At 73.2% G+C, this 20063-nt stretch carries 12 protein-coding genes and 1 pseudogene; 1 reads left to right on the forward strand and 12 read right to left on the reverse strand.

Features of this window, described 5'->3' with window-relative positions; genetic code table 11:
• The 8 genes from ACFY32_RS17455 to ACFY32_RS17490 form a co-directional block, all read right to left on the reverse strand.
• A complete protein-coding gene (locus ACFY32_RS17455; RefSeq protein WP_390674621.1) occupies window positions 1-1965 on the reverse strand; it encodes a prolyl oligopeptidase family serine peptidase in 1965 nt (654 codons plus the stop codon).
• A 4-nt stretch (window positions 1966-1969) separates the two neighbouring features.
• Window positions 1970-3292: a M20/M25/M40 family metallo-hydrolase gene (locus tag ACFY32_RS17460; RefSeq protein WP_390674622.1), complete on the reverse strand. Its 1323-nt coding sequence runs from the start codon at window positions 3290-3292 to the stop codon at window positions 1970-1972.
• Entirely contained in the window at window positions 3285-4118 is an 834-nt protein-coding gene (locus ACFY32_RS17465; RefSeq protein ID WP_359197145.1) for a M55 family metallopeptidase, read from the reverse strand. The genes ACFY32_RS17460 and ACFY32_RS17465 overlap by 8 nt, the downstream gene beginning before the upstream one ends.
• Before the next feature lie 147 nt (window positions 4119-4265).
• Complete coding sequence (locus ACFY32_RS17470; protein ID WP_359197148.1) at window positions 4266-4808, reverse strand: hypothetical protein; 543 nt, start codon at window positions 4806-4808, stop codon at window positions 4266-4268.
• 238 nt (window positions 4809-5046) lie between these two features.
• Window positions 5047-5400 carry a hypothetical protein gene (locus ACFY32_RS17475; protein ID WP_359197151.1) on the reverse strand — a complete coding sequence of 118 codons (354 nt, stop codon included), beginning with the start codon at window positions 5398-5400 and terminating at the stop codon, window positions 5047-5049.
• Window positions 5401-5611: 211 nt separating this feature from the next.
• A complete protein-coding gene (locus ACFY32_RS17480) occupies window positions 5612-10660 on the reverse strand; it encodes an alpha/beta fold hydrolase (protein WP_390674623.1) in 5049 nt (1682 codons plus the stop codon).
• A gap of 144 nt (window positions 10661-10804) precedes the next feature.
• Entirely contained in the window at window positions 10805-11557 is a 753-nt protein-coding gene (locus tag ACFY32_RS17485; RefSeq protein ID WP_359197156.1) for a class I SAM-dependent methyltransferase, read from the reverse strand.
• Window positions 11558-11578: 21 nt separating this feature from the next.
• On the reverse strand, window positions 11579-12745 hold the full coding sequence (locus ACFY32_RS17490) for a hypothetical protein (protein ID WP_359197159.1): 1167 nt from the start codon (window positions 12743-12745) through the stop codon (window positions 11579-11581).
• Between the two features lie 407 nt (window positions 12746-13152).
• Here ACFY32_RS17490 and ACFY32_RS17495 point away from each other — a divergent pair, with 407 nt between their 5' ends.
• Window positions 13153-14727 (forward strand): hydantoinase/oxoprolinase family protein, encoded by a 1575-nt coding sequence (locus ACFY32_RS17495; RefSeq protein WP_359197162.1) that lies wholly within the window; start codon window positions 13153-13155, stop codon window positions 14725-14727.
• On the opposite strand, the gene ACFY32_RS17500 is transcribed toward ACFY32_RS17495, so the two are convergent.
• The 4 genes and pseudogenes from ACFY32_RS17500 to ACFY32_RS17515 all read right to left on the reverse strand — a co-directional run bounded on the left by ACFY32_RS17500 (window position 14699) and on the right by ACFY32_RS17515 (window position 19926).
• Window positions 14699-15787, reverse strand: coding sequence for a DUF917 domain-containing protein (locus tag ACFY32_RS17500; RefSeq protein ID WP_390674624.1), 1089 nt, complete (start codon window positions 15785-15787; stop codon window positions 14699-14701). The two genes, ACFY32_RS17495 and ACFY32_RS17500, sit on opposite strands and share 29 nt — an antisense overlap.
• Window positions 15788-15976: 189 nt before the next feature.
• The gene (locus ACFY32_RS17505; protein WP_359197168.1) at window positions 15977-16324 is read right to left on the reverse strand and encodes a hypothetical protein; all 348 of its coding nucleotides are present in this window, start codon (window positions 16322-16324) and stop codon (window positions 15977-15979) included.
• A gap of 350 nt (window positions 16325-16674) precedes the next feature.
• Complete coding sequence (locus ACFY32_RS17510; RefSeq protein ID WP_390674625.1) at window positions 16675-17400, reverse strand: methyltransferase domain-containing protein; 726 nt, start codon at window positions 17398-17400, stop codon at window positions 16675-16677.
• A gap of 107 nt (window positions 17401-17507) precedes the next feature.
• A pseudogene (locus ACFY32_RS17515) lies at window positions 17508-19926 on the reverse strand (SpoIIE family protein phosphatase).
• Window positions 19927-20063: the final 137 nt, after the last annotated feature.

The raw sequence follows: 20063 nt of genomic DNA on the forward strand, positions 1-20063 counted from the left end.
TCACGTGGTCAGTTCCAGAGTGGGGATGCCCCTCGGGTCGATGCCGAACACCTGTGCGTACAGGGAGAGTTCGGCCTCCAGGGCGCGGACCATGGTCTCCGCGCGCCGGAAGCCGTGCCCCTCACCCGGGAAGGCGAGGTACGCGTGCGCCACCCCGCGGCCCGCGAACCGGGCCAGGAAGCGCTCGCACTGCGCGGGCGGGCAGATCACGTCGTCCAGGCCCTGGAGCAGCAGGAACGGGACGGTGATCCGGTCGGCGTGCTCGGCGGGCGAGCGTTCCGCGTACCGGGCGGGCACCGCCTCGTACGGGCCGACCAGCGACTCCAGGTACCGCGACTCGAAGTCGTGGGTGCCGCCGGCGCTCCACTCGGTCAGGTCCAGCACGGGGTAGCTGATCGTGCCGCAGGCGTAGACGTCGGTGGAGGCCAGCGAGGCGGCGGCGGTCCAGCCGCCCGCGCTGCCGCCGCGCACGGCGAGCCGGTTGCGGTCGGCGGTGCCCTCCTCGGCGAGGGCGAGGGCGACGGCCGCGCAGTCCTCCACGTCGACCACGCCCCACTGCTCGCGCAGTTGCTCGCGGTAGCGGCGGCCGTAGCCGGTGGAGCCGCCGTAGTCGACCTCGGCGACGCCGATGCCGCGGGAGGTGAAGTAGGCGATCTCCAGGTCGAGGACGAGCGGCGCCCTGCTGGTGGGCCCGCCGTGCGCCCAGATGACGTACGGCGGCAGTTCGTCGCCGGGCGCGACGCAGTCCGGGTTGTGCGGCGGGTAGACGTGCGCGTGGATCTCCCGGCCGTCGGGTCCGGTGAACGTGCGGATCTGGGGCTCGGGGTAGTGCACGGGGTCGACGGCGTCGTCGTGGGCGGCGCCGATCACCCGGGCCCGGCCGGTGCGGGCGTCCAGCTCGACCACCTCGTAGGCGCTGCGCGGGCTGGCGCCGACGGCGGCGATCCGCTCGCCGTGGGTGGCGAGGGCGGGCGCGAACTCGGTCCAGGGGCCGGCCGCGTCGACCACCTCGCCGGTCTCCGGGTCGAGGATGCCCAGCGCGGTGGCGCCCCGCCCGTGCACGACGGCGATCAGCCCGTTGTCCAGCGGGGCGAACCAGCGCATGCCCAGCTTCCACAGCGGCCCGCCGAACTCCTCCTCGCGGGGGCACAGCGGCCGGCCGTCGCGGTAGAGGTTCCACCAGCCGGTGCGGTCGGAGGCGTACAGCAGGGCGCCGTCGGGGGCCCAGTCGGCCTGGGCGATCGCCTCCCGGGGGCCGCCGGCGACGGTCTCCGGCGGGCCGAGGACGCCGTCGGGGCCGATGTCGGCGACCAGCAGTTCGGTGCCGTCCCACGGCATCCGGGGGTGGTCCCAGACCAGCCAGGCCGCCCGCCGCCCGCCGGGCGCTGTCCGGGGGCCGGTGACGAACCGGTGCCGGTCGTCGGTCAGTTCGCGCACGGCGCCCCGGTCGTCGGCGGCCGAGCCGTCCAGCGGCACGGCGGCCAGCACCCGGCGCACGTCGGTGGGGCCGTCGCCGGTGAACTCCTCCAGCACGCACCACACCTCGCCGCGCTCCACCAGCACCTGCGGCTCCGCCCAGCGCAGCCCGCCGCCCACCGGCGACAGGGGCGTGAGCGGCCGGGGCTCACCACCGGGCGCGCACCGGTACAACCGCTGGTCGGCGAAGTTCACGAACACCAGCAGCGGGCCGTCGGCGGTGACGGCGGCGCCCCAGGGCCGGCCGCCGTACTCGATGACCCGGCTGCGCACGTTCCACGGGGCGGGCAGCAGGACCTCCTCGCCGCCGTCGGCGCGCCGCCGCACCAGGGTGCGCCGCCCGCCCTCGGTGGGCCGGGGCGCGGTCCACCACACCTCGTCGCCGACGAAGCCGACGTCCTCGGGCCGCCCGTCGTGCGCGGCGGCGAGCGCCGCGTCGATCGGTGACGGCCACGATCCGTACGCCAGGGTCCGCACTGTCTCCCCCACTCCCCTAGGCCGTGCGCAGGAACCGGTCGAGCACGCGGACGCCGAAGTGCAGCGCCTCGACGGGCACGCGTTCGTCGACCCCGTGGAAGAGGGCCTGGTAGTCGAAGCCCTCGGGCAGTCTCAGGGGCGCGAAGCCGTAGCCGGTGATGCCCAGACGCGAGAACTGCTTGGCGTCCGTCCCGCCCGACATGCAGTACGGCACCACGTGCCCCTCCGGGGCGAACTCCTCGACGGCGGCGCGCATCCGGGCGTACGTCGGCGAGTCCACCGGCGCCTGGAGGGCGACCTCCCGGTGGGCGAACTCCCAGTCCACGTCCGGCCCGGTGAGCCGGTCCAGGGTGGCGCGGAACTCGTCCTCGGTGCCGTACAGGAAGCGCCCGTCGACATGGGCGACGGCCGAGCCCGGAATGACGTTGATCTTGTAACCGGCGTCCAGCATGGTCGGGTTGGCGCTGTTGCGGACGGTGGCCTCCACCAGCGCGGCGGCCGGACCCAGCTTCTCCAGCAGTGCCTCGACGTCGCTCAGGTCCGTGTCGAGGCCGTACAGGGCGGCGAGTTCGGTGAGGGCCGCGCGGACGGTGGGGGTCAGCCGCAGCGGCCACTCGTGGGCGCCGATCCGGGTGATCGCCGCGGCGAGCCGGGTGACCGCGTTCTCCCGGTTGACCTTGGAGCCGTGTCCGGCCCGGCCGCGGGCGGTCAGCCTCAGCCAGCCCGTGCCGCGCTCACCGGCGGCGATCGGGTAGAGCTGCCGGCCGGCGCCGTCGTGGAAGGTGAACGCCCCCGACTCGCTGACGCCCTCGGTGCAGCCCTCGAACAGCTCCGGGTGCCGGTCGGCGAGGAACCCGGAGCCGTCCTCGGCGCTGGCCTCCTCGTCCGCGGTGAACGCGATCACCAGGTCCCGCCGGGGCCGTACGCCCTGGCGGGCCCAGCCCCGCAGCACGGCGAGGATCATCGCGTCCATGTTCTTCATGTCCACCGCGCCACGCCCCCAGGCCACCCCGTCGCGGACCTCCCCGGAGAACGGGTGGACGCTCCAGTCGGCGGCCTCGGCGGGCACCACGTCCAGATGGCCGTGGACCAGCAGCGCCCCGGCGGACGGGTCGGTGCCCTCGATCCGGGCGACCACGTTGGTCCGGCCCTCGGTGCGCTCCAGCAGGGTGGGCTCGATCCCGGCCCCGGCGAGCGCCTCGGCGGCGTACTCGGCGGCCGGGCGCTCCCGGCAGTCGCCGCCGCCCCGGTTGGTGGTGTCGATCCGGATCAGCTCGGAGGTGAAGCGGACGACCTCGTCGAGGGCCTGTCCGTCCGGGGCCCCGCCGTGCTCAGCCATACTGCTCCTCCACCGCCGCCGAGGCGATCGTGGTGACCGCCTTGAAGGTCCGGATCGCCTCGTACATCGTGCCGGTGGTGTACCCCGCCTTGCGTTCGCCGATCCGCGCCACGCCCGGGACCACCGTCGAGGCGTCCGCCAGATGCTCGGCGTCGAACTCCACGGCGACGGTGAACGGGCCGCCGGTCACCGGCTCGTGGCGGACCGCGAGGGCCGTGGCGTCCTTGGCCGCGGCCCGGATGTCGGCGGCGGTGCGGGCCGGGGTCCGGCACACGGCCGCGTACCGCGACACATGGTCCTTGACCGCGACCTTGCGGGCCTCGGGCGCGTAGCCGAGCGCGTCCTCGCAGGCCACGTCGTCGCCGGTGACCAGGACGACCGGGACGCCGTACTCGGCGACGACGTGCGCGTTGAGCAGGCCCTCGCTGGCTCGTACGTCGTTCAGCCAGACGCCGGTGATCTGGTTGGCGAGGTAGGTGTGGGCGAGGACGCCCTCCATGCCGGCGCCCGCGTGGTAGCCGACGAAGGCGATGCCGTCCACGTCGCCGTGCTGCACGCCCTCCACCATGGACAGGGCCTTGTGCCGGCCGGTGAGCATCTGCGCCCGTTCGTCGAGCCGTTCGAGCAGCAGATTGCGCATGGTCCAGTGCGCCTCGTTGATGAGGACCTCGTCGGCGCCGCCGTCGAAGAAGCCGCGCACGGCGGCGTCGACGTCCGAGGTGAACATCGCCCGGCACCGCTCCCACTGCGGGGTCCCCGGCAGCACGTCGGCCGGCCAGGTCACCCCGGTGGCGCCCTCCATGTCGGCGCTGATGAGGATCTTCATACGGAGGACGCTACAGGCCGCCGAATGGGGTGGCCAGAGACCACACTCCGGCGCTGGCCGGTACGTCGGCGTCGGTTGCCGACATCGCCTCCGTGTCCCGGGCGACGGCCGGACCGGTCACCCCGCATGGCGGGCGCCGTCGCGGCATCAGACGGAAGTGAGCTCGAGAGCGACCAGCAGGTAGGTGTTCGAGACGGACCCGAGGCCCAGTGTGCACAGGGTGACGTCGGTGGCGGGCCCGGTGTTGACCTGTACCGCGCTGTCCCCGGCGAACAGTCCGGAGGTCACCGTTCCGGTGATGGTGACGACGAAGGCGGCCCCGGCCACGGTGGCGGTGGAGTTGCCGGAGATGGTCGAGGTCTGCCCGGTGTTCCACGTGATCGTGTAGGTGACGGTCCCGGAGTCCAGCAGGTCCAGGCACGACCGGCTGGGGTAGGAGAGCGACGCGCTGCGGGACCCCGAGGTGAGCCCGGACTGGCTGAGGGAGACGCAGGGACCGTACTGCGTGGAGGCTGCGATGGTCGACGCCTGCGGAGCGAGCGTCAACGCGGGTGTGTAGGTGGTCGACTGGCTGCCGGCGCAGGTGACGTCGAGGACACCGGCGGAGGAGGCGGAGGCGGGAACCACCGTCGCGCCGAGCAGCGACAAGGCGCCTGCCAGGGCTATGGCGAAGAAGCGGCGAGCTAACATTTTATCACTGACCTTTGGTCGTGCGCTCGGCCTGGCGCCCTCGGCGCCGGGCGGCAACGCGTGGTGCGGGTGCCGCTTCCCGGTGCGACCGGCCGCCCTTGCTCGCAGGGTGGGCGGCTGCGGATTCCGAAGCGGCCATTGCGCAGTTTCTTCCCGCTGTTTCGCGGGCACGATCGCGTGTTCCGCCCCATGCGGGGTTTGGGAATCACACCTGCCACCGGTCCCTCGGGGCGGAGGATCAGGGTGAGTCGAACTTGACGGAGATGAAAGGGCCGGAGTTGAAGGTGTTGCCCGGCGGCAGGTCGTTGCCCGCGATGGAGCAGTTGGTCCCGATGTAGAGGTGGGCCGTGGCGTTGGTGTTGTTGGTCGCGCTCAGGCCGATGCTGGGCAGCGTGTAGCAGGTGCCCGCCGTCGGGTTGCTGATGCTCCCCGTGCCGGCCAGGAGGTCACTGTAGTGGAAGGTGCCCGTGATACCCGAGGACGGTGCCGCGGCGGCCGGCTCCCCGGCCACTGCCGTGGAAGTGCCGACTGCGCTCAGTCCGACCGCCGCCACTGCGGCGACGAGTATTCCGGGTAAGGATCTCGCATTCATTGTCTCTCCTTGAGGAGCAGTAGTACGCCTCGGTTCCGAAGGCGTCTTTCGGCTGTTTCCCGCGGTTCCAGTCAAGCGCTGTCCCGGGCGGGCCGGAAGTCCCGCGCGAATGATTTTTTGGCATCGGAACCGTCCGGCGCCATCCATGGTCGACTCCGTGTTCGAGCCATTGTTTCGAGGACCTTTCCGCGTACCGCGGTCACGTGGACGTTCAGGACGGGAATCGCCAGTAACCGGCACAGAACGCGGGTGCGGTGGTGAGATCGTCGCGCAGGAAACGGGTGATCAGTTCAACGGTTTCCTCCGGGCGTTGCAGAAAGGACATGTGATCGGTTTCCCGGATGACGGCGGCGACGGCCCGGGGAAAGACCCGGGCGCTGTCGCGCACCAGGTCCGGGGAGATGCTGACGTCGTGCTCTCCGGTGAAAACCAGGCTGGGCACGTCCGGAACCGGGCCTTCCTCGAATCCGGTCAGCATCCGCTCGTAGGCCGTGATGAACCGGCGCAGGCTGCGTGGGCCGGCCGACCGGAGGGTCTTCTCGATCAGCTCACGGACCCGGTCGCGATCGCGGACCGGCTTGCTCTCGTCGAGGCACATGGTCATCCGCATCAGCTCCTCGACGAGTTGGTCGAGGCTGCTGTCCCGCAGGCGCTGGAGCTGCTCCGGTGACGCGACCCGGGCGAGGCGGGCGTCCTTCGTCACCGTTCCCGCCAGGACGAGATGGGCGACCTTGCCCGGGTGCCGCCGCGCGTAGGCGTACGCGATGCTGCCCCCGTAGGACAGGCCGATGAGGTCGATCCGCTGATGGCCCGCCGTGTCCAGGAGGTGGTCCAGGCAGCGGGTGAGGAAGGCGAATCCCTCCCGCTCCGGCGGGACGTCGTCGGCGCTGCCCGAGCCGGGGAGGTCGACGACGAGCAGGGGGGCGTCGTCGGCGAGCAGATGGCTGAAGCGGGGCACCGAGTGCATGCCCAGGTTCCCCGGGATCAGCACCCGGGTGACGGCCGGACCGGCGGATCGCCCCGCGCGCCGGGGATGCTGTGCCGGCACCGTGTGGCAGGCGTAGGTGACCCCGTCCAGGACGACGGCGCGGTCGCCGGGGCCGGCCGCGCCGCTCACCAGGGCCGCGAGGTCGGTGACGGTCCGGCAGCCCAGCACGTCCTGCCACGGGATGTCCCGGTCGAACTCCTCCTCCATACGCACGTGCAGGTGGGAGAGTTGCAGCGAGCCGGCGCCGAGTGCGAAGAGGTCCTGCTCGGCCGCCACGTCAGGTAGCCCGAGGACGGCGGCGACCAGGACCCGCAGCCGCCCGACGAGGTCGTCACCCCCCTCGGCACCGTGGGACGGCCGGCTCGCCCGGCAGGAGACGCGGCAGGGCAGGGGGGCGCCGGCCGCGTCCCGCACCATGACCCCCGACAACAGGGCACCGGCCCGGCGCGCGACCTCGGGGTCGTCCGCCACCGCCTCCGGACAGGTGACGGGGTGGGGCTCGGAATCGGGCAGGAGGTGGCGCAGCCGCTCACCGTGCGGGTGCACCCCGGCGACCAGGTACGGGTGGGGATGGGCCAGGCACACGGCGAGGCTCCGCAGGCCCTGGTCCACGGAGAGGGGAGGCAGGCCCTGTTCGTACAGGAATTCCAGCGGGTCCCTCGGATGGCGCTGGTCCCCCACCGCCGGTGTGCCGTCGCGGTGGAGGCGTATCGCGGTGGTGGCGTAACCGCGGTTGAGGCCCTGCTCGTGCCAGAGGCCCCAGGCGATGCTCCGCACGGGATGCCCCGCGGACGCCTCCCTGAGCGCGATCCGGTCGAGGAGCGCGCCGGCCCAGGCGTAGGCGCCGTCGTGGGCCGAGCCGGTCAGGGCCGCGGCAGACGAGAAGAGGACCAGCGCGATGCCGGTCCCGCGCAGCAGCTCGGTCAGGTGCTCGGCGCCCCGGACCTTGGCGGCCGCGGCCCGTTCGAAGTCGTCGACGGTGAGGGAGGTGCAGGGCCCGCGTTCGGCGAGTGCGGCCAGGTGCAGTACCGCCGTCGGCTCGCCTCCCCAGCCGTCGCGGGCGGCGTCGAGTGCGGTCCTGAGCGCCTCGCGGTCGGTGACGTCGACCTGGGCGTGGCGCGGTCCGCGGCCGTGGCCGCGCAGGCGCCGCCATGCCAGGCCGGTGGCGCTGTCCGGGGCGGTGCGCTCGGGTGTCCGGCGGCTCAACAGCAGGACGTCGGCGTCCCACTCGGTCAGCAGGTGTTCGGCGATGTGGGTGCCCAGGGCGCCGAGACCCCCGGTGATGACGTAGCGCCCGCCCCTTCGCCAGCCGGGACCGCACGCGTGGGACCCGCTGGGCAGGTGCGGCAGCAGGCGCGCGGTGTGCCGGGCACCCCCGAGGAAGGCGACCCGGGCTTCGCGGGTGCCGCCCTCCAGCTCGGTCAGGACGTGCACGGCCGCCGAGCGCGGGTCGACGCCGGACACCGACAGTGCCGTGGGGTACAGCCAGGGAAGCTCGGTGGCGGCGGTGGTGGCCAGGGCGTGCAGGGGGTCGCCGCACGCCGGTCCGGAGCCGGGGCGCGCGTCGGCGGGGAGCGTGCTGACGAGACGCAGGTGGACCAGGCTGCCCGCACCTTGGTGGGAGGGAGGCGGGGCCGGCGGCCGGGCCGGCTCCAGCAGGCGCAGCAGCCGCACCAGTTGGTAGGCGTTCTCGCTCTGCCGTCCCCACCCCGCGGACGCGTCGGCGCCCGGTTCGGCCGGCAGGAAGACGACCTCACCCGGCCGCGGGCCCGACCGGCCGAGGTGCGCGGTCAGCTCGTCCAGGTGCGCGTCCGCCGCCGGGTCGAGCGTGACGTCCTGGCCGTCGACGGTGAAGGCGGCGCCTCGAACAGCCGTGACGTGCAGGACGGGGCGGCCGGCGGACCGCAGTGCCCGCAGGACTTCGCAGCCGAGCGTGGTGCCGGACGCGGGGCTTTCGTCCGCACCGGCCGGGCAGGCCGACCACAGGAGCAGTCGTTCCGGGCGGTGGCCGGGGGCGGGTCCGGGCGGGCGGGTCGGCACCCATTCCAGGCGGAAGAACCAGGCGGGGAGCGCGTCGCCGGCCGGGCCGCCCGGCGGCGGGCGGTCGGCGGCGGCCGCTTCGAGGCGCAGCCGCAGCCGTTCGGCGAGCCGCCCGCGCTGGATCTTGCCCAGATCGGTCTTGGGGAACTCGTCGCGGCGCAGCGCGACGACATGGTCCGGGCGGACCCCCACCGAGCGGGCCACCGCCGCGGAGACCTCGGCCAGCACCTCGTCCCGGTCGCCGCCCTCGGCCACGGACACGAAGACGGCGAGCTGCTCGGTGTCGGCGCCCGCGGGGCGGACGGCGCACGCGGCGACGTAGGAGGACTCCACCCGGTCGATCTCCTCGACGACCGACTCGATCTCGTGGCTGAAGTAGTTCGCGCCGTTGATGATGATCGTGTCGCGGGTCCGGCCGGTGACGGTGAGCTGCCCGTCCCGGACGAGGGCGGTGTCGCCGGTGCGGAACCAGCCGTCCTCGGTGAAGGATTCGGCGTTGGCGGCCGGGTTGTCGCGGTAGCCGGAGGTTACGGTGGCGCCCGACACCTCCAGCGCGCCTTGTTCGCCCTGGCGGGCCGGGGCCCCGTCGGGTGCCATGACCCGCAGGCGTGCACCGGCGATGGGCCCTCCGAGGCGGACGTACGCGTCGTCGTCGCCGGAGGTCTCCAGGCGGAAGCGCCCATAGACGACCCCCGAGGAGGTCTCGGCCATGCCCCACGCGGGGCATACGCAGTCGGGGGGCAGGCCGTAGGGGGCCAGGCCCCGCAGGAAACGCCGTACGGCCCGGGAGACCACCGCCTCCCCTCCGTTGACGAGGAGCCGCACCCGGCTCAGGTCCCAGTCCCTGTCCTCGGCGCCGTGCCGTTCGAGGTACTCGGCGAGCAGACCGTAGGCGAACTGCGGCGCCCAACTGACGGTCACCCCGTGACGCGACATCAGGGCCGGCCACCGGGCGATGTCACCGAGGATCTGCTGGGGCATGGCCAGTATCTGGGGCATGGCCGTCAGGAGGGCGGTGGTGTGCATCATGGCGATGCTCCCGCCGTGTTCCGGGGGCATCCAGCTCAGCATCAGGTCGGTGTTCGCGGTGCCCGGCGGGCCGCCCGTCCCCCACGCTCGGGCCGTGCCGGCGGCCTCCGCCAGCACCTGGGCGTGGGTGAGCACCACCGCCTTGGGCCGGCCCGTGCTGCCCGAGGTGAACAGGTTCAGCGCCACGTCGTTGGGGCCGACCCGGGCCGGGCGCCCTGGCGTGTCCTGCCCGTCGGCGTCAATGGTGACGATGTCCCGCCAGGGCAGCCGGTGGCGCCGGCTGTAGGGCCGTGCGGTGCGCGCGGCCCTCTCGGTGGTGAGGAGGACGGCATCGGGGAGGAAGGCGGCGACGGCGGCGAGCCGGTCCACGCCGGGCGCTCCGTCCGCGAAGGCCGGCGGGGCGGCCACGGGAGCGGGCACGAAACCTCCCAGGAGGCAGCCCCACAGCCCCTCGAAGAAGGCGCGGACGTCGTCGGCGCACAGCACCACCGCGTCGCCCGGACGCGTCCCCGCGCTGAGCAGCCGGCCGGTGACGCGCAGGGCGGCCGCCCGCAGGGACGGGTAGCCGCTCCAGGCGACGGAGCCGTCCGGCCGGACGTACCCGATCAGTTCCTCCCCCGGGCTGCTTCCGCAGCGGGCGTGCAGGAGCTCCGGCAGGGACTCCGGCAGGCCGGCCGGCGGCGCACCGCCGTCCAGGTACGCCCTGTCCTCGCGTCCGTCGGCCGCCGCCCGCTTCGGCGGCTGATGGGTGTGGCCCGGACCGGGTGCGACGGGACGCGGGCGCGGCGCGGCCGGGGGCCGGTGCGCGACGGGCTCGCACCCGACCACGGGAAGGTCGGGCAACGGGGCCCTGCCTTCGCTCACCCGCAGCCGCCCGGAGCCGAAGACGGCGTCGCAGAGCCGCCGCAGGGTCTCCGTCGCCCGCCGGTCCGTCACCGGGGGGAGCGTCTGCGGCAGTCCCTCCAGCGCCGGGGGGAGATGGCTGACGAGACGGACGGCCACCCGCTGTTCGCGCGGGAGTACGGCGTTCAGCTCCCGCTCCAGCCTGTCCCGGCCGACGGCGCCGTGCGGGACCACCAGAACCGTCAGACCGCCGGCCTCGTCACGACGGGACAGGACCGCGCAGTCCCGCACGCGCCCGTCACCCAGGACACGGGCCCGGACGGCCGAGAGGACGAGGGAAGAGGGTGGTTTGTCGCGCATACACACATCCGGAAGATCGGAGCACACCGGAAGAGGCTTCCCCCGCTGCCCGGACGGGGGCCTGTCTCCGCCTGACACGGTAGCGCGGTACGGGCGGAGGCGTCCCCTGTCGGACGGCATCCGTGCCGCACCGAGCCGGTGGTTTCAACCGCCGTTGCGGGCCGGCGGGGCCGTCGCGCCCAGAAGGAGGTCGAGAGGGTGCTCGACGCAGTACCGGACCCGCTCCCGGGCTTCCGGGCCGACCGGTTCGGCGGGATGCAGCGGTGGCCAGTGAACGCCGTGGAACCCCGCTCGGCGCAGGTGCCGGACGAGACTCGAGCGGGGCCAGTGACGCACCCGCAGGTCTGTGGGGGGCGAGGTGAGGATACGGACGACGACGGCGTCGGCCTCCTGCGGATCGCCGGGACGCTCGACGGCTATCCCGAGGGATTCCAGGGCCGCGGAACCGACATCGGGGTTGAGGACGTAGGCCAGCATGCGACCACCGGGGGCGCAGTGGGAGAACAGGCCCCGGCACATGCCGGCGAGTGAGTCGTGATCGGGTGCGTAGTGCAGCAGGTGGGTAGCGAGGACCAGATCGAAGCTGCCCAGCGCCGGCAGGTGAGCGGCGTCGTGGACGTGGTACGCGATACCTCGCGGCCGGCGTGCCTCGGCGGTCCTCGCGGCGGAGATCATCGCGTTCGAGACGTCCACTCCCTCCACCCGCGCGGCCCCGTGTTCCTTGACGAGGCGAGCGTACGTACCGTCGCCGCACCCCACGACGAGGACGTCCTTTCCGCGGACGTCGCCCAGCGCGTGCAGGAACGAGGGGAACTCCACGGTGTCCCGGTAGAAGCCGAGGAAACGTGAGGCGTTGAGGTACGCGTCGATGATCCCGTCGTACTGCTGACCGGCCATGGATGTCTCCTGTGAGGTCCTTCAGACGGCGCCGGAGCGCTCGAACAGGTCGATGACGTGACCGTGGCCGTCCCGTGCACGGCTGCCGGGGTCCTGGTAGTACAGATGTCCCCATCTCAGGGAGGGCGACAGGAACCTCTCCAACGGGTACACGCCGATGAGACTGGGGGCGCCCGCGCTCCGGTGGGTGGTGTCCAGCTTCCTCAGGACGCGACTCGCCTGATCATGGATCTTCCATTCCATGTAGTTCTCGACAGCGATACCGAGAGTGGGTCCCCCGCTCTCACCGGGAGAGGCGGCCCGCAGTTCCTCGACCGTGTAGCTGGCGCCGGCGACGGCCGCCAGGTCGTGGGGAGGCTGTGTGGCGAGCACCAGGCGCCAGGCCGGGTCGTCTTCCGAGCGCAGGATGGCGAGCGTCTCGCCCAACTCCGGTGCTCCCTGGCCGGTGACCGCCTGGCGGATGCTCTCGCCCACACCGCGCAGCGTGTCCGCCTCCGTCACCGGGACGGCTCGCGGGGTGGCGTGGAGCAGGCGGTCGCACAGGCTCCGGCGGAGGGCGCCGAGGACGAGGGCGTGGCGAGCGTCCACCGTTTCGAACCACCGGATCGCCAGGTCACTGTCGACGAGTCCGTCGCGAAAGGCGTCCAGGAGGTATGTGTAGTACTGCACGCGGGGTACGTCGAGGGTGACGGTCAGCCGTGTCTCCGCGGGGAGGACGGAGGCGACGTCGGCGATCAGGGAACTGTGCCGGGTGATGGATTCGTACTCGTACAAGGACAGGTGGGGCTGGGACGTCATGCCGGTCAACCGGCGGGTGATCCGGCGGGGGCGGGTGCCGACCAGGTCCACGGACTGGCCCAGGTCGTCCACGAACCGCACGGCCCGGTTGCTGAACAGGCAGGGCCCCGTCACGATGTTGACCTGTTCGAACCGGCCCTGCGCGGGGCGGGGGCTCACGCCCCGCAGGTGCAGGAAATGGCTGCGCCCGCGGACGAAGACGGCTTGAGCGAAGGCGACCGCGTTGTCGGCCCGGTCATGGGCGCAGACGACGTTGCCGCCCCCCACGTCCTCGCTTTCGAGGTACCCGCTGAAGACCGCCAGCCGGCGGGCGGCCCGCCGGGCGGCCCGGCGGATCTTCGGAGGGCCGGCGGAGTCCGTGTCCTGTCGTGCTCCTCCGGTGAGGTACATGCCGTGGGCACCGGGAATCGGGACCGTACTCGAGCCAGGTGACAAGGTGCTGGTGGTCAGGAGCGGTAGGTCGGCGACGTCCTGCCCTCTTTCCAGCACGTCCAGCGAAACTGCGGCCACAGGCTCGTCACCAGCTCTCCGCACCACGGACACTCCACGGCCTTGTCACCAGCAGTGTCCGCGGGGGCCGGGGCCCCGTCCATAGTCAGGCGGAGTCAGTGTGGATAGCCCGGCGTGGCGATCACGGACGCCGGGGCGCGCGTCGGGGCCCGGCCCGCCGACGTGTCCTGATCCGGTACTCCGGTGCGAGGGTCCGGGCGCCACAATTCGACCCAGTGAGGCCCCTGCCGTGGCAACCGGCTTCTCGCCGGGTTCTGCTTCCCGGGCGTCAGAAGAGCGGAGGACCCATGCTGCGGATCGGCGTGGACGTGGGCGGCACGCATACCGATGCGGTACTGGTCGAGGGCTCGGCGGTGCTGGCGACGGCGAAACGGGACACGACCGCGAACGTCACCACCGGGATCACGGCGGCTCTGGCGGCCGTACTGAGCGAGGCGGGACGGGAACCGCGTGCGGTGCGGGCGGTGATGATCGGCACGACCCACTTCACCAACGCGGTCGTGGAGCGGCGGAGTCTGTCCCCGGTGGCGGTCGTCCGGTTGGGAGCGCCCGCCACCCGGGCGGTGCCGCCGCTGGCCGGGTGGCCGCGGGGCCTGCGCCGGGTGGTGGGCGGGAGAACGTACCTGTGCCGCGGCGGGTTCGAGTTCGACGGACGGCACATCAGCCGACTGGACGAGGGGGAGATCCGCGCGGCCCTTCACGATCTCGTCGCGAGAGGGCTCCGCTCGGTGGCGGTGACGTCGGTCTTCTCTCCGGTGAACGACGAGTTCGAACGGCGCGTGGCGGGGATCGCCGCCGAGGAGTGCCCCGAGGTCCGGGTGAGTCTGTCGGCTGACACCGGGAGACTGGGGCTGACCCTGCGAGAGAACGCCACGGTCCTCAACGCCTGCCTGCGCGAGTTGTCGGAGGGCATCGGGCGGGCGCTGTCCGAAGCCGTGGCTGTCCGGGGCATCCGCGCCCCCTTGTTCCTCTCCCAGAACGACGGCACACTGCGCAGCCTGGAGCACGCCGTCCGTCTTCCGGTCGCCACGTTCGCCTCGGGCCCGACCAACTCGATGCGGGGAGCGGCGTTCCTCTCCGAGCTGGACGACTGCGTGGTGGCGGACGTGGGCGGAACCACCTCCGACGTAGGGGTGCTCGTCCGCGGCTTCCCCCGTGAGGCTCCGTTGGACTCGGAGATCGGGGGAGTACGGACGAATTTCAGGATGCCCGACGTCAAGTCCATCGGGATCGGTGGCGGCAGCCGGGTGCGTCGGCACAACGGCTCGGTCGAAGTCGGACCGCGCAGCGTGGGATACCTGCTGAGCAGCCGGTCCCTGGTGTTCGGCGGTGACATCCTCACCGCCACCGACCTGGCGGTCGCCAAGGGTCTGGCGGACATCGGCGACCGGTCGCTGGTGGACGGCCTGGAGAAGGACCTGGTCGACCAGGGACTGCGCTGCGTCCACCGCGCCGTGGAGGACGCCGTGGACCGCATGCGCACGACCCGCGCGGCGGTGCCGTTGGTGGTCGTCGGCGGAGGCGGCGTCCTGGTGCCCGCCCGGATCAAGGGTGTGAGCCGGGTCCACCGGCCGCCGTACCACGCGGTCGCCAACGCCGTGGGGGCGGCCATAGCCCAGGTGAGCGGCGAGGTGGACCGGGTCGCCCCGATGGCCGACGGCCGCCGTCGCGCCCGGCTGCTGGAGGAGGCGAGGACCGAGGCCGCCGAGAAGGCCGTGGCCGCGGGCGCCTCGCCGCACTCGGTCCGGATCGTCGAGGTGGAGGAGGTCCCTCTGACCTACCTGCCGGGAAGAGTCACCCGCCTGCGCGTCAAGGCAGTGGGCGATCTGCACGTCACCGGTCGGCAGGACCCGGCGCGGTGAGCGGCGCGTACGGGTGGTCGTACCCGAAGTGCCCGGGGCCGGTGATCTCCAGACCCTGCGGGGAGCGCCACGCTTCGTCGCACGGGGCCCCGACGACCGCTACCCGCAGACCGTACCGCAGGGCGTCCGCCGGCACCGGCTGCGCGCCCTCCTCCTCAAGGACACAGATCAGGTCCGGGGTCGTCACCAGCGCCCGACCGCCGCGCGTTGCGAGCAGGTACTCGTTCTGGAACCGCACGACCAGTTCGGTACCCGTGTCGGGGCCGGTCCCCTCGACCACCGCCCGGCCCCAGAGGAAGCCTCCGCCCGGCCGGCCGTCCACGTCGACGACCTTGCCCCGGAACACCGTCACCCCGGACAGGGCCCGACGGGCGGCCTCCACCGGGTCGCGGCGGTCCTCCCGCGCCAGGCGTATCGCCTTCCCCAGGGCCTGCGCGCGTCCGACGGTGCCGTGGGCCATGGCACCCCGGAGTTGTCCCGGGGACAGCGGCGCGTACGCCACGACTGCCGTACCGCCCATGGCGACGGAACAGACACGGGCGATCCGCTCGCCCCAGTCCATGTCGGTCGCCTCCAGGACCAGCACGTTGCCCTTCTCGTCGGTCAGCGCCAGCGGAGCCAGCGACAGGCCGGCCAGGGCGGGCAGCAGCATGGACAGTTCGGGGAAGGCCCGGCCCATGAAGTCGCCGTCCACCAGGCTCAGGCCCGACTCGGCAGCGGGGACCAGGGGGATCGTCGCGTTCACACCGCCGATCTCCCCCGGCATCAGATGCGTGGGGGCCTGACCCGCCGCCCGCGAGACCGCCCGGACCGCCCGCAGCATCTCGTCACCGGCGAGCATCTTCTCGTAGAAGACCGTCGGCGTACCCATGACCATGACCGCGACGACGCGGGACGAGGCAGGAACCTCCTCCAGGCCCAGGACGGTGACCGGACCGTGCTCCGCCAGGGCGTGCTCGGCCATCAATTGTCCCATGTAGGGGTTGCCTCCCCCGCCGGAGCCCAGTACGGCGGCCCCCCGGGCTAGATCGGCCACGTCGGCGGCCGTGACACTGTGCATGGCACTCCTGATGGACCGTGCAGGTTCGCCGCCCGGGGCGCGCGGTGGCCGAACCGGTCGCTTCCGGCGCGGCCCAGGGGAACGGGGGCGCCGCACCGCACGCTCCTGAAGTGGGCTCAGGAGCGTGCGGTATTTCGCTTCCCAGAGGACTGGCTGGGACCCCGGCAGGATCCGGCCGTCCGGTCACCGTCAGCCGAACTTCACCGAGATGAAGAGCCAGGTGTTGATCGTGTTGCCCGGAGGCAGGTCGTTCGCCAGCAGCGAGCAGTTCGTCCCGGTGTAGAGGTGGGCGGTCGCGTTGGTGCTGTTGGTCGCGCTCAGGGCGAGCGTCGGGAGGGTGTAACAGGTGCCCAGCGTCGGGTTGCTGATGGATCCCGTGCCGGCGAGCAGATCGCTGTAGTAGAAGGTGCCCTTGGCGGTCGAGGCCGAAGTCGCCCCGGTTGCCTCGGCGGCCGTCGCGGACGTGGTACCGACCGCGGTCAGTCCCACCGCCGCCGTCGCGGCGACGAGGTAGGTGGAAAGGGTACGCAAGGTCATTTTGGAACTCCTGTTCGATGGCCACTCGCCATGCGATTCCGGAGCCGCTTGGTGAAACGTTTATTCAAGTGTCGTCGGCCCAGTGCTCGACGGCGATGCGGCGGGTGGGAAAAACACGCTCGTACAGTAAATCGCCGCCAACGGATTGCGGGGAACCCTCGCGACCAACGCTTAGCCCCCTGCAATTTTCAGGCGCCTAAGTACCCGTTCCGGTGATCCTTGGGGCTGCCGTCCGAAGTCTGCCATTCAATCTGTCATTTGATCCGACGTCGTAAACAGAGGGAGAGCATTTTCATAAACCATTACGCCTCACGCGTCACGCGGGAACAGGCGTCGGTGCGGGCGCCGAATCAGTCCGCCCGCCCGGCCACCATCCACAGGGAGGGCAGCGCTGTCCGGGTGCCGTCGGAGCGGTACTCCGTGGTGAACAGCGGCAGTTCGCCCCGGGCCAGCACACCGAGCCCGGCGGCGCGCAGGTGGTCCGGCACGGCGGCGTCGGTGAGTCCGCCGGGGGCGATGCCGTGCCGCAGCACCGGCGCCAGTTTGGGCGGCGGGCCGCCGGGGCCGCCGGCCAGGTCGGCGAGGACCTGGGCGGCGGCCTCGGAGGGCTCGACGAGGAAGGCCCGGCCGCGCTCCCCGAGCAGCGCGGCCAGCCCGTCGGCCACCGCCTGCCGGTCCTCGCGCGGGCACTGGTGCAGCAGGCCCCGTACGTAGACGTTGGCGTCGCCGAGTTCGGCGTGCAGGGCGCGCGCCGCGTCCCGGTCGGTGGCGTCGAACTGCCGGTACGCGGCCTGCCCGGCGGGGTCGGCGCGGCGGGCCCGGTCCAGGGCGGCGGCGGCCAGGTCGGCGCCGATGACGTGCGGGAAGCGGTCGGCGAGGTAGCGGGTCTGGGTGCCGTTGCCGCAGCCGAGGTCGAGCAGCGGCAGGCCGGGCGCGGCGAGGCGGGGCTCGAACAGGGCCAGGTGCCGGCCCACGGTCAGGACCGGCTCGGCGTCCCAGAACACCGCCCCCGGATCGTCGGGGGCCTCGGCCCAGAATCCCTCCCAGGCGTCCCGGTACCGACTGGTCACGCTCATGCCCGACTCCCCAGGGTGCGACGGCCGTGTCCGGCCCGCCGCCAGGGGCGGGCCAGTACGGTGTATCGCTGTCCGCCCGGCTCCACAAGCGGGGCGGGCGCCCCGGATCAGCGCCTGGGCAGGGGCAGTTCGCACCAGACCGTCTTGCCGGCCCCGGTGCGGCTCGCGCCCCACTGACGGGCGAGGGTGCTGACCACGCGCAGTCCCCGCCCGTACTCGTCGCCGGGTCCGGCGGTCAGCAGCGAGGGCAGTCCGTGGTCGTCGTCGTCCACCTCGCACAGCAGCGTGTCCCCGCGCACCAGGCGCAGGTCGACGGGGCGGGCGCGGGCGTGCCGTACGGCGTTGGCGACGAGTTCCCCGACCAGCAGCTCCGCGGTGTCGGCCAGCGCCGCCAGCCCTCAGCCGTGGAGCTGCTCGCGGACCGCCGCGCGGGCCCGTCGCACCTCGGCGGCGTCGCGGGCGAGCCGCCACTCGGCGACGTCCCCGGGGGCGATGCCGCCGAGGCGGGCCATCAGCAGGGCGACGTCGTCCTTGCGGTCGCCGCCGGCGTTGAGGGCGCGGACGATGGTGTCGCAGGCGTCGTCCATGGAGGCGGCCGGGTGGGCGGCGGACTCGCAGAGCGTGGCCAGGCCGACGCCGATGTCCTCGCCGCGCACCTCGACCAGCCCGTCGGTGCACATCACCAGCCGGTCGCCGCTCGCCACCGGCACCCGGACGGTCTCGAAGGGCACCCCGCCGACGCCGATCGGGGCGCCGGTGGGCAGGTCGAGCAGTTCGCTGCGGCCGTCGGCGGCGCGGACCAGGACGGGCGGGACGTGCCCGGCGTCGGCCAGGGCCAGTTCGCCCGCGATCGGGTCGTAGACCGCGTACAGGCAGGTGGCGAGGTAGCTGTCGCCGAGCCGCTGGGCGAGGTCGTCGAGGTTGCGCAGCAGTCGCGCGGGCGGCAGGTCGAGCGCGGCCATGGTCTGCACGGCGGTGCGCAACTGGCCCATCATCGCGGCGGAGTTCAGGCCGTGGCCCATGACGTCGCCGACGACCAGGGCGGTGCGGGCGCCGGGCAGTTTCACCGCGTCGAACCAGTCGCCGCCGATCCGGCCGAGCAGGGTGCCGGGGAGGTAGCGGGTGGCGATGTCGCAGCCCGCCATCCGGGCGGGGATGTGCGGCAGCATGCTGTCCTGGAGCGTCTCGGCGACGTTCTCCTGGTGGGTGTAGATCCGCGCGTTGTCCAGCACCAGACCCGCTCGGGCGGCGAGTTCGGCGCCGGTGACGCGGTCCATGTCGTTGAAGACGGGCCGCTCGGGGTGGCGCAGCAGGATCATGAAGCCGAGGACGACCTGCCGGGCCTTGAGCGGGACGACGAGCATGGAGCGGCCGGTGATCAGCGGCCGGATGTCCCGCTTGTCGAACTGCGAGGCGATGGCGTGGCCCGTCTCCTCGGTGATGCGCGGCACGAGCACCGGCTCGCCGGTGGTCATGCACTGGAAGAACGGGGTGTGCGCGGGGAACGGCATGGCCTCGCCGACCGGCACCACGTCGTCCCAGCGCCCCGGTTCGTCGGTGTGCTCCAGGGCGACCCGGTGACATGGTCGTGGTGTCGGGCACGCCGTCGGGGAAGCCCTCGCCGGCGACGACCTGTTCGCGCAGATAGGTGCCGGCGACGTCGGTGAAGCGGGGCACGACGGCCCGGCTGACCTCGCCGATGGTCTCGGCGAGGTCGAGTGAGGTGCCGATGCGGCCGCTGACCTCGTTGAGGAACTCCAGGCGTTCGCGGACGGCGGCGTACTCCAGGTCCTCGGCCTCGTCGCGGAGGTCCGCCGGGAGGGGCCGGCCGGCGGCGCGGGTCCGGGCGGCCCGTTCCCGCCGGGCCCGGCGCTCGGCCCGCCGGGGCACGCCCCAGTCGGGGGTGACGGGGACGCGTTCGCTCTGGCTGAACTCCAGGACGGGGTAGCCCAGTTCGAGGACCTGGGCGACGATGCGGGCGCTCTCGCCGACGCTCATGCTGGGCAGGATCTCGGGGAGGCGGCGGGCGAGTTCCTCGGCGCCGGGGAAGTCGGTGTGCGAGGCGAAGCCGGGGGCCACGCGCTCGGACGGCGGGATGTCGCCGGGGGCGTCCGGCAGCAGGGCGCCCGCGTCGGCGGCCAGCACCAGCAGCCGTTCCGGGCCGGGGCCGGCCAGCGGGTAGGCCCACCACAGGACGTCGAGCCGGCCGGGGCCGGCGGCGGGGAGGCGGGCGCGTCCGGCGGCCGGGTAGGACAGCCGCCCGCCGAGCGAGGTCTCCAGGCCGGGGCCGAGTCCGTCGGGGACCGCGTACGAGCCGTAGCCGTACGCGGTGTCGCCCTCCTCGGGGAACGCTCCGGAGACGGGCAGCAGGTCGAGGGCGGGCCGGCCGATCGCCCGCTCCCTGGGGAGGCCGAACAGGCGGCGGGCGCCCCGGCTCCAGTGGGAGACGAGTCCCTCGCCGTCGACCACGACCACGGCCAGCGGGATGCGGCCGTACGACGCCTCCGGCTCGCTGCCACGGTCCATGGCGTCAGGCCCTCTCTCCACGGCTCGGCAGGCTCGTGCCGCCGTCACCACCGTACGGCCCGCGCCCGGCGCGATGTGGCGGGAACCGGGAATTGCGAGCGGCTCGCCCTCGCCCCGGCGTACGCCCGCGCGCCGGG

The organism is Streptomyces sp. NPDC000134 (genome assembly GCF_042899225.1).
Classification (GTDB): domain Bacteria; phylum Actinomycetota; class Actinomycetes; order Streptomycetales; family Streptomycetaceae; genus Streptomyces.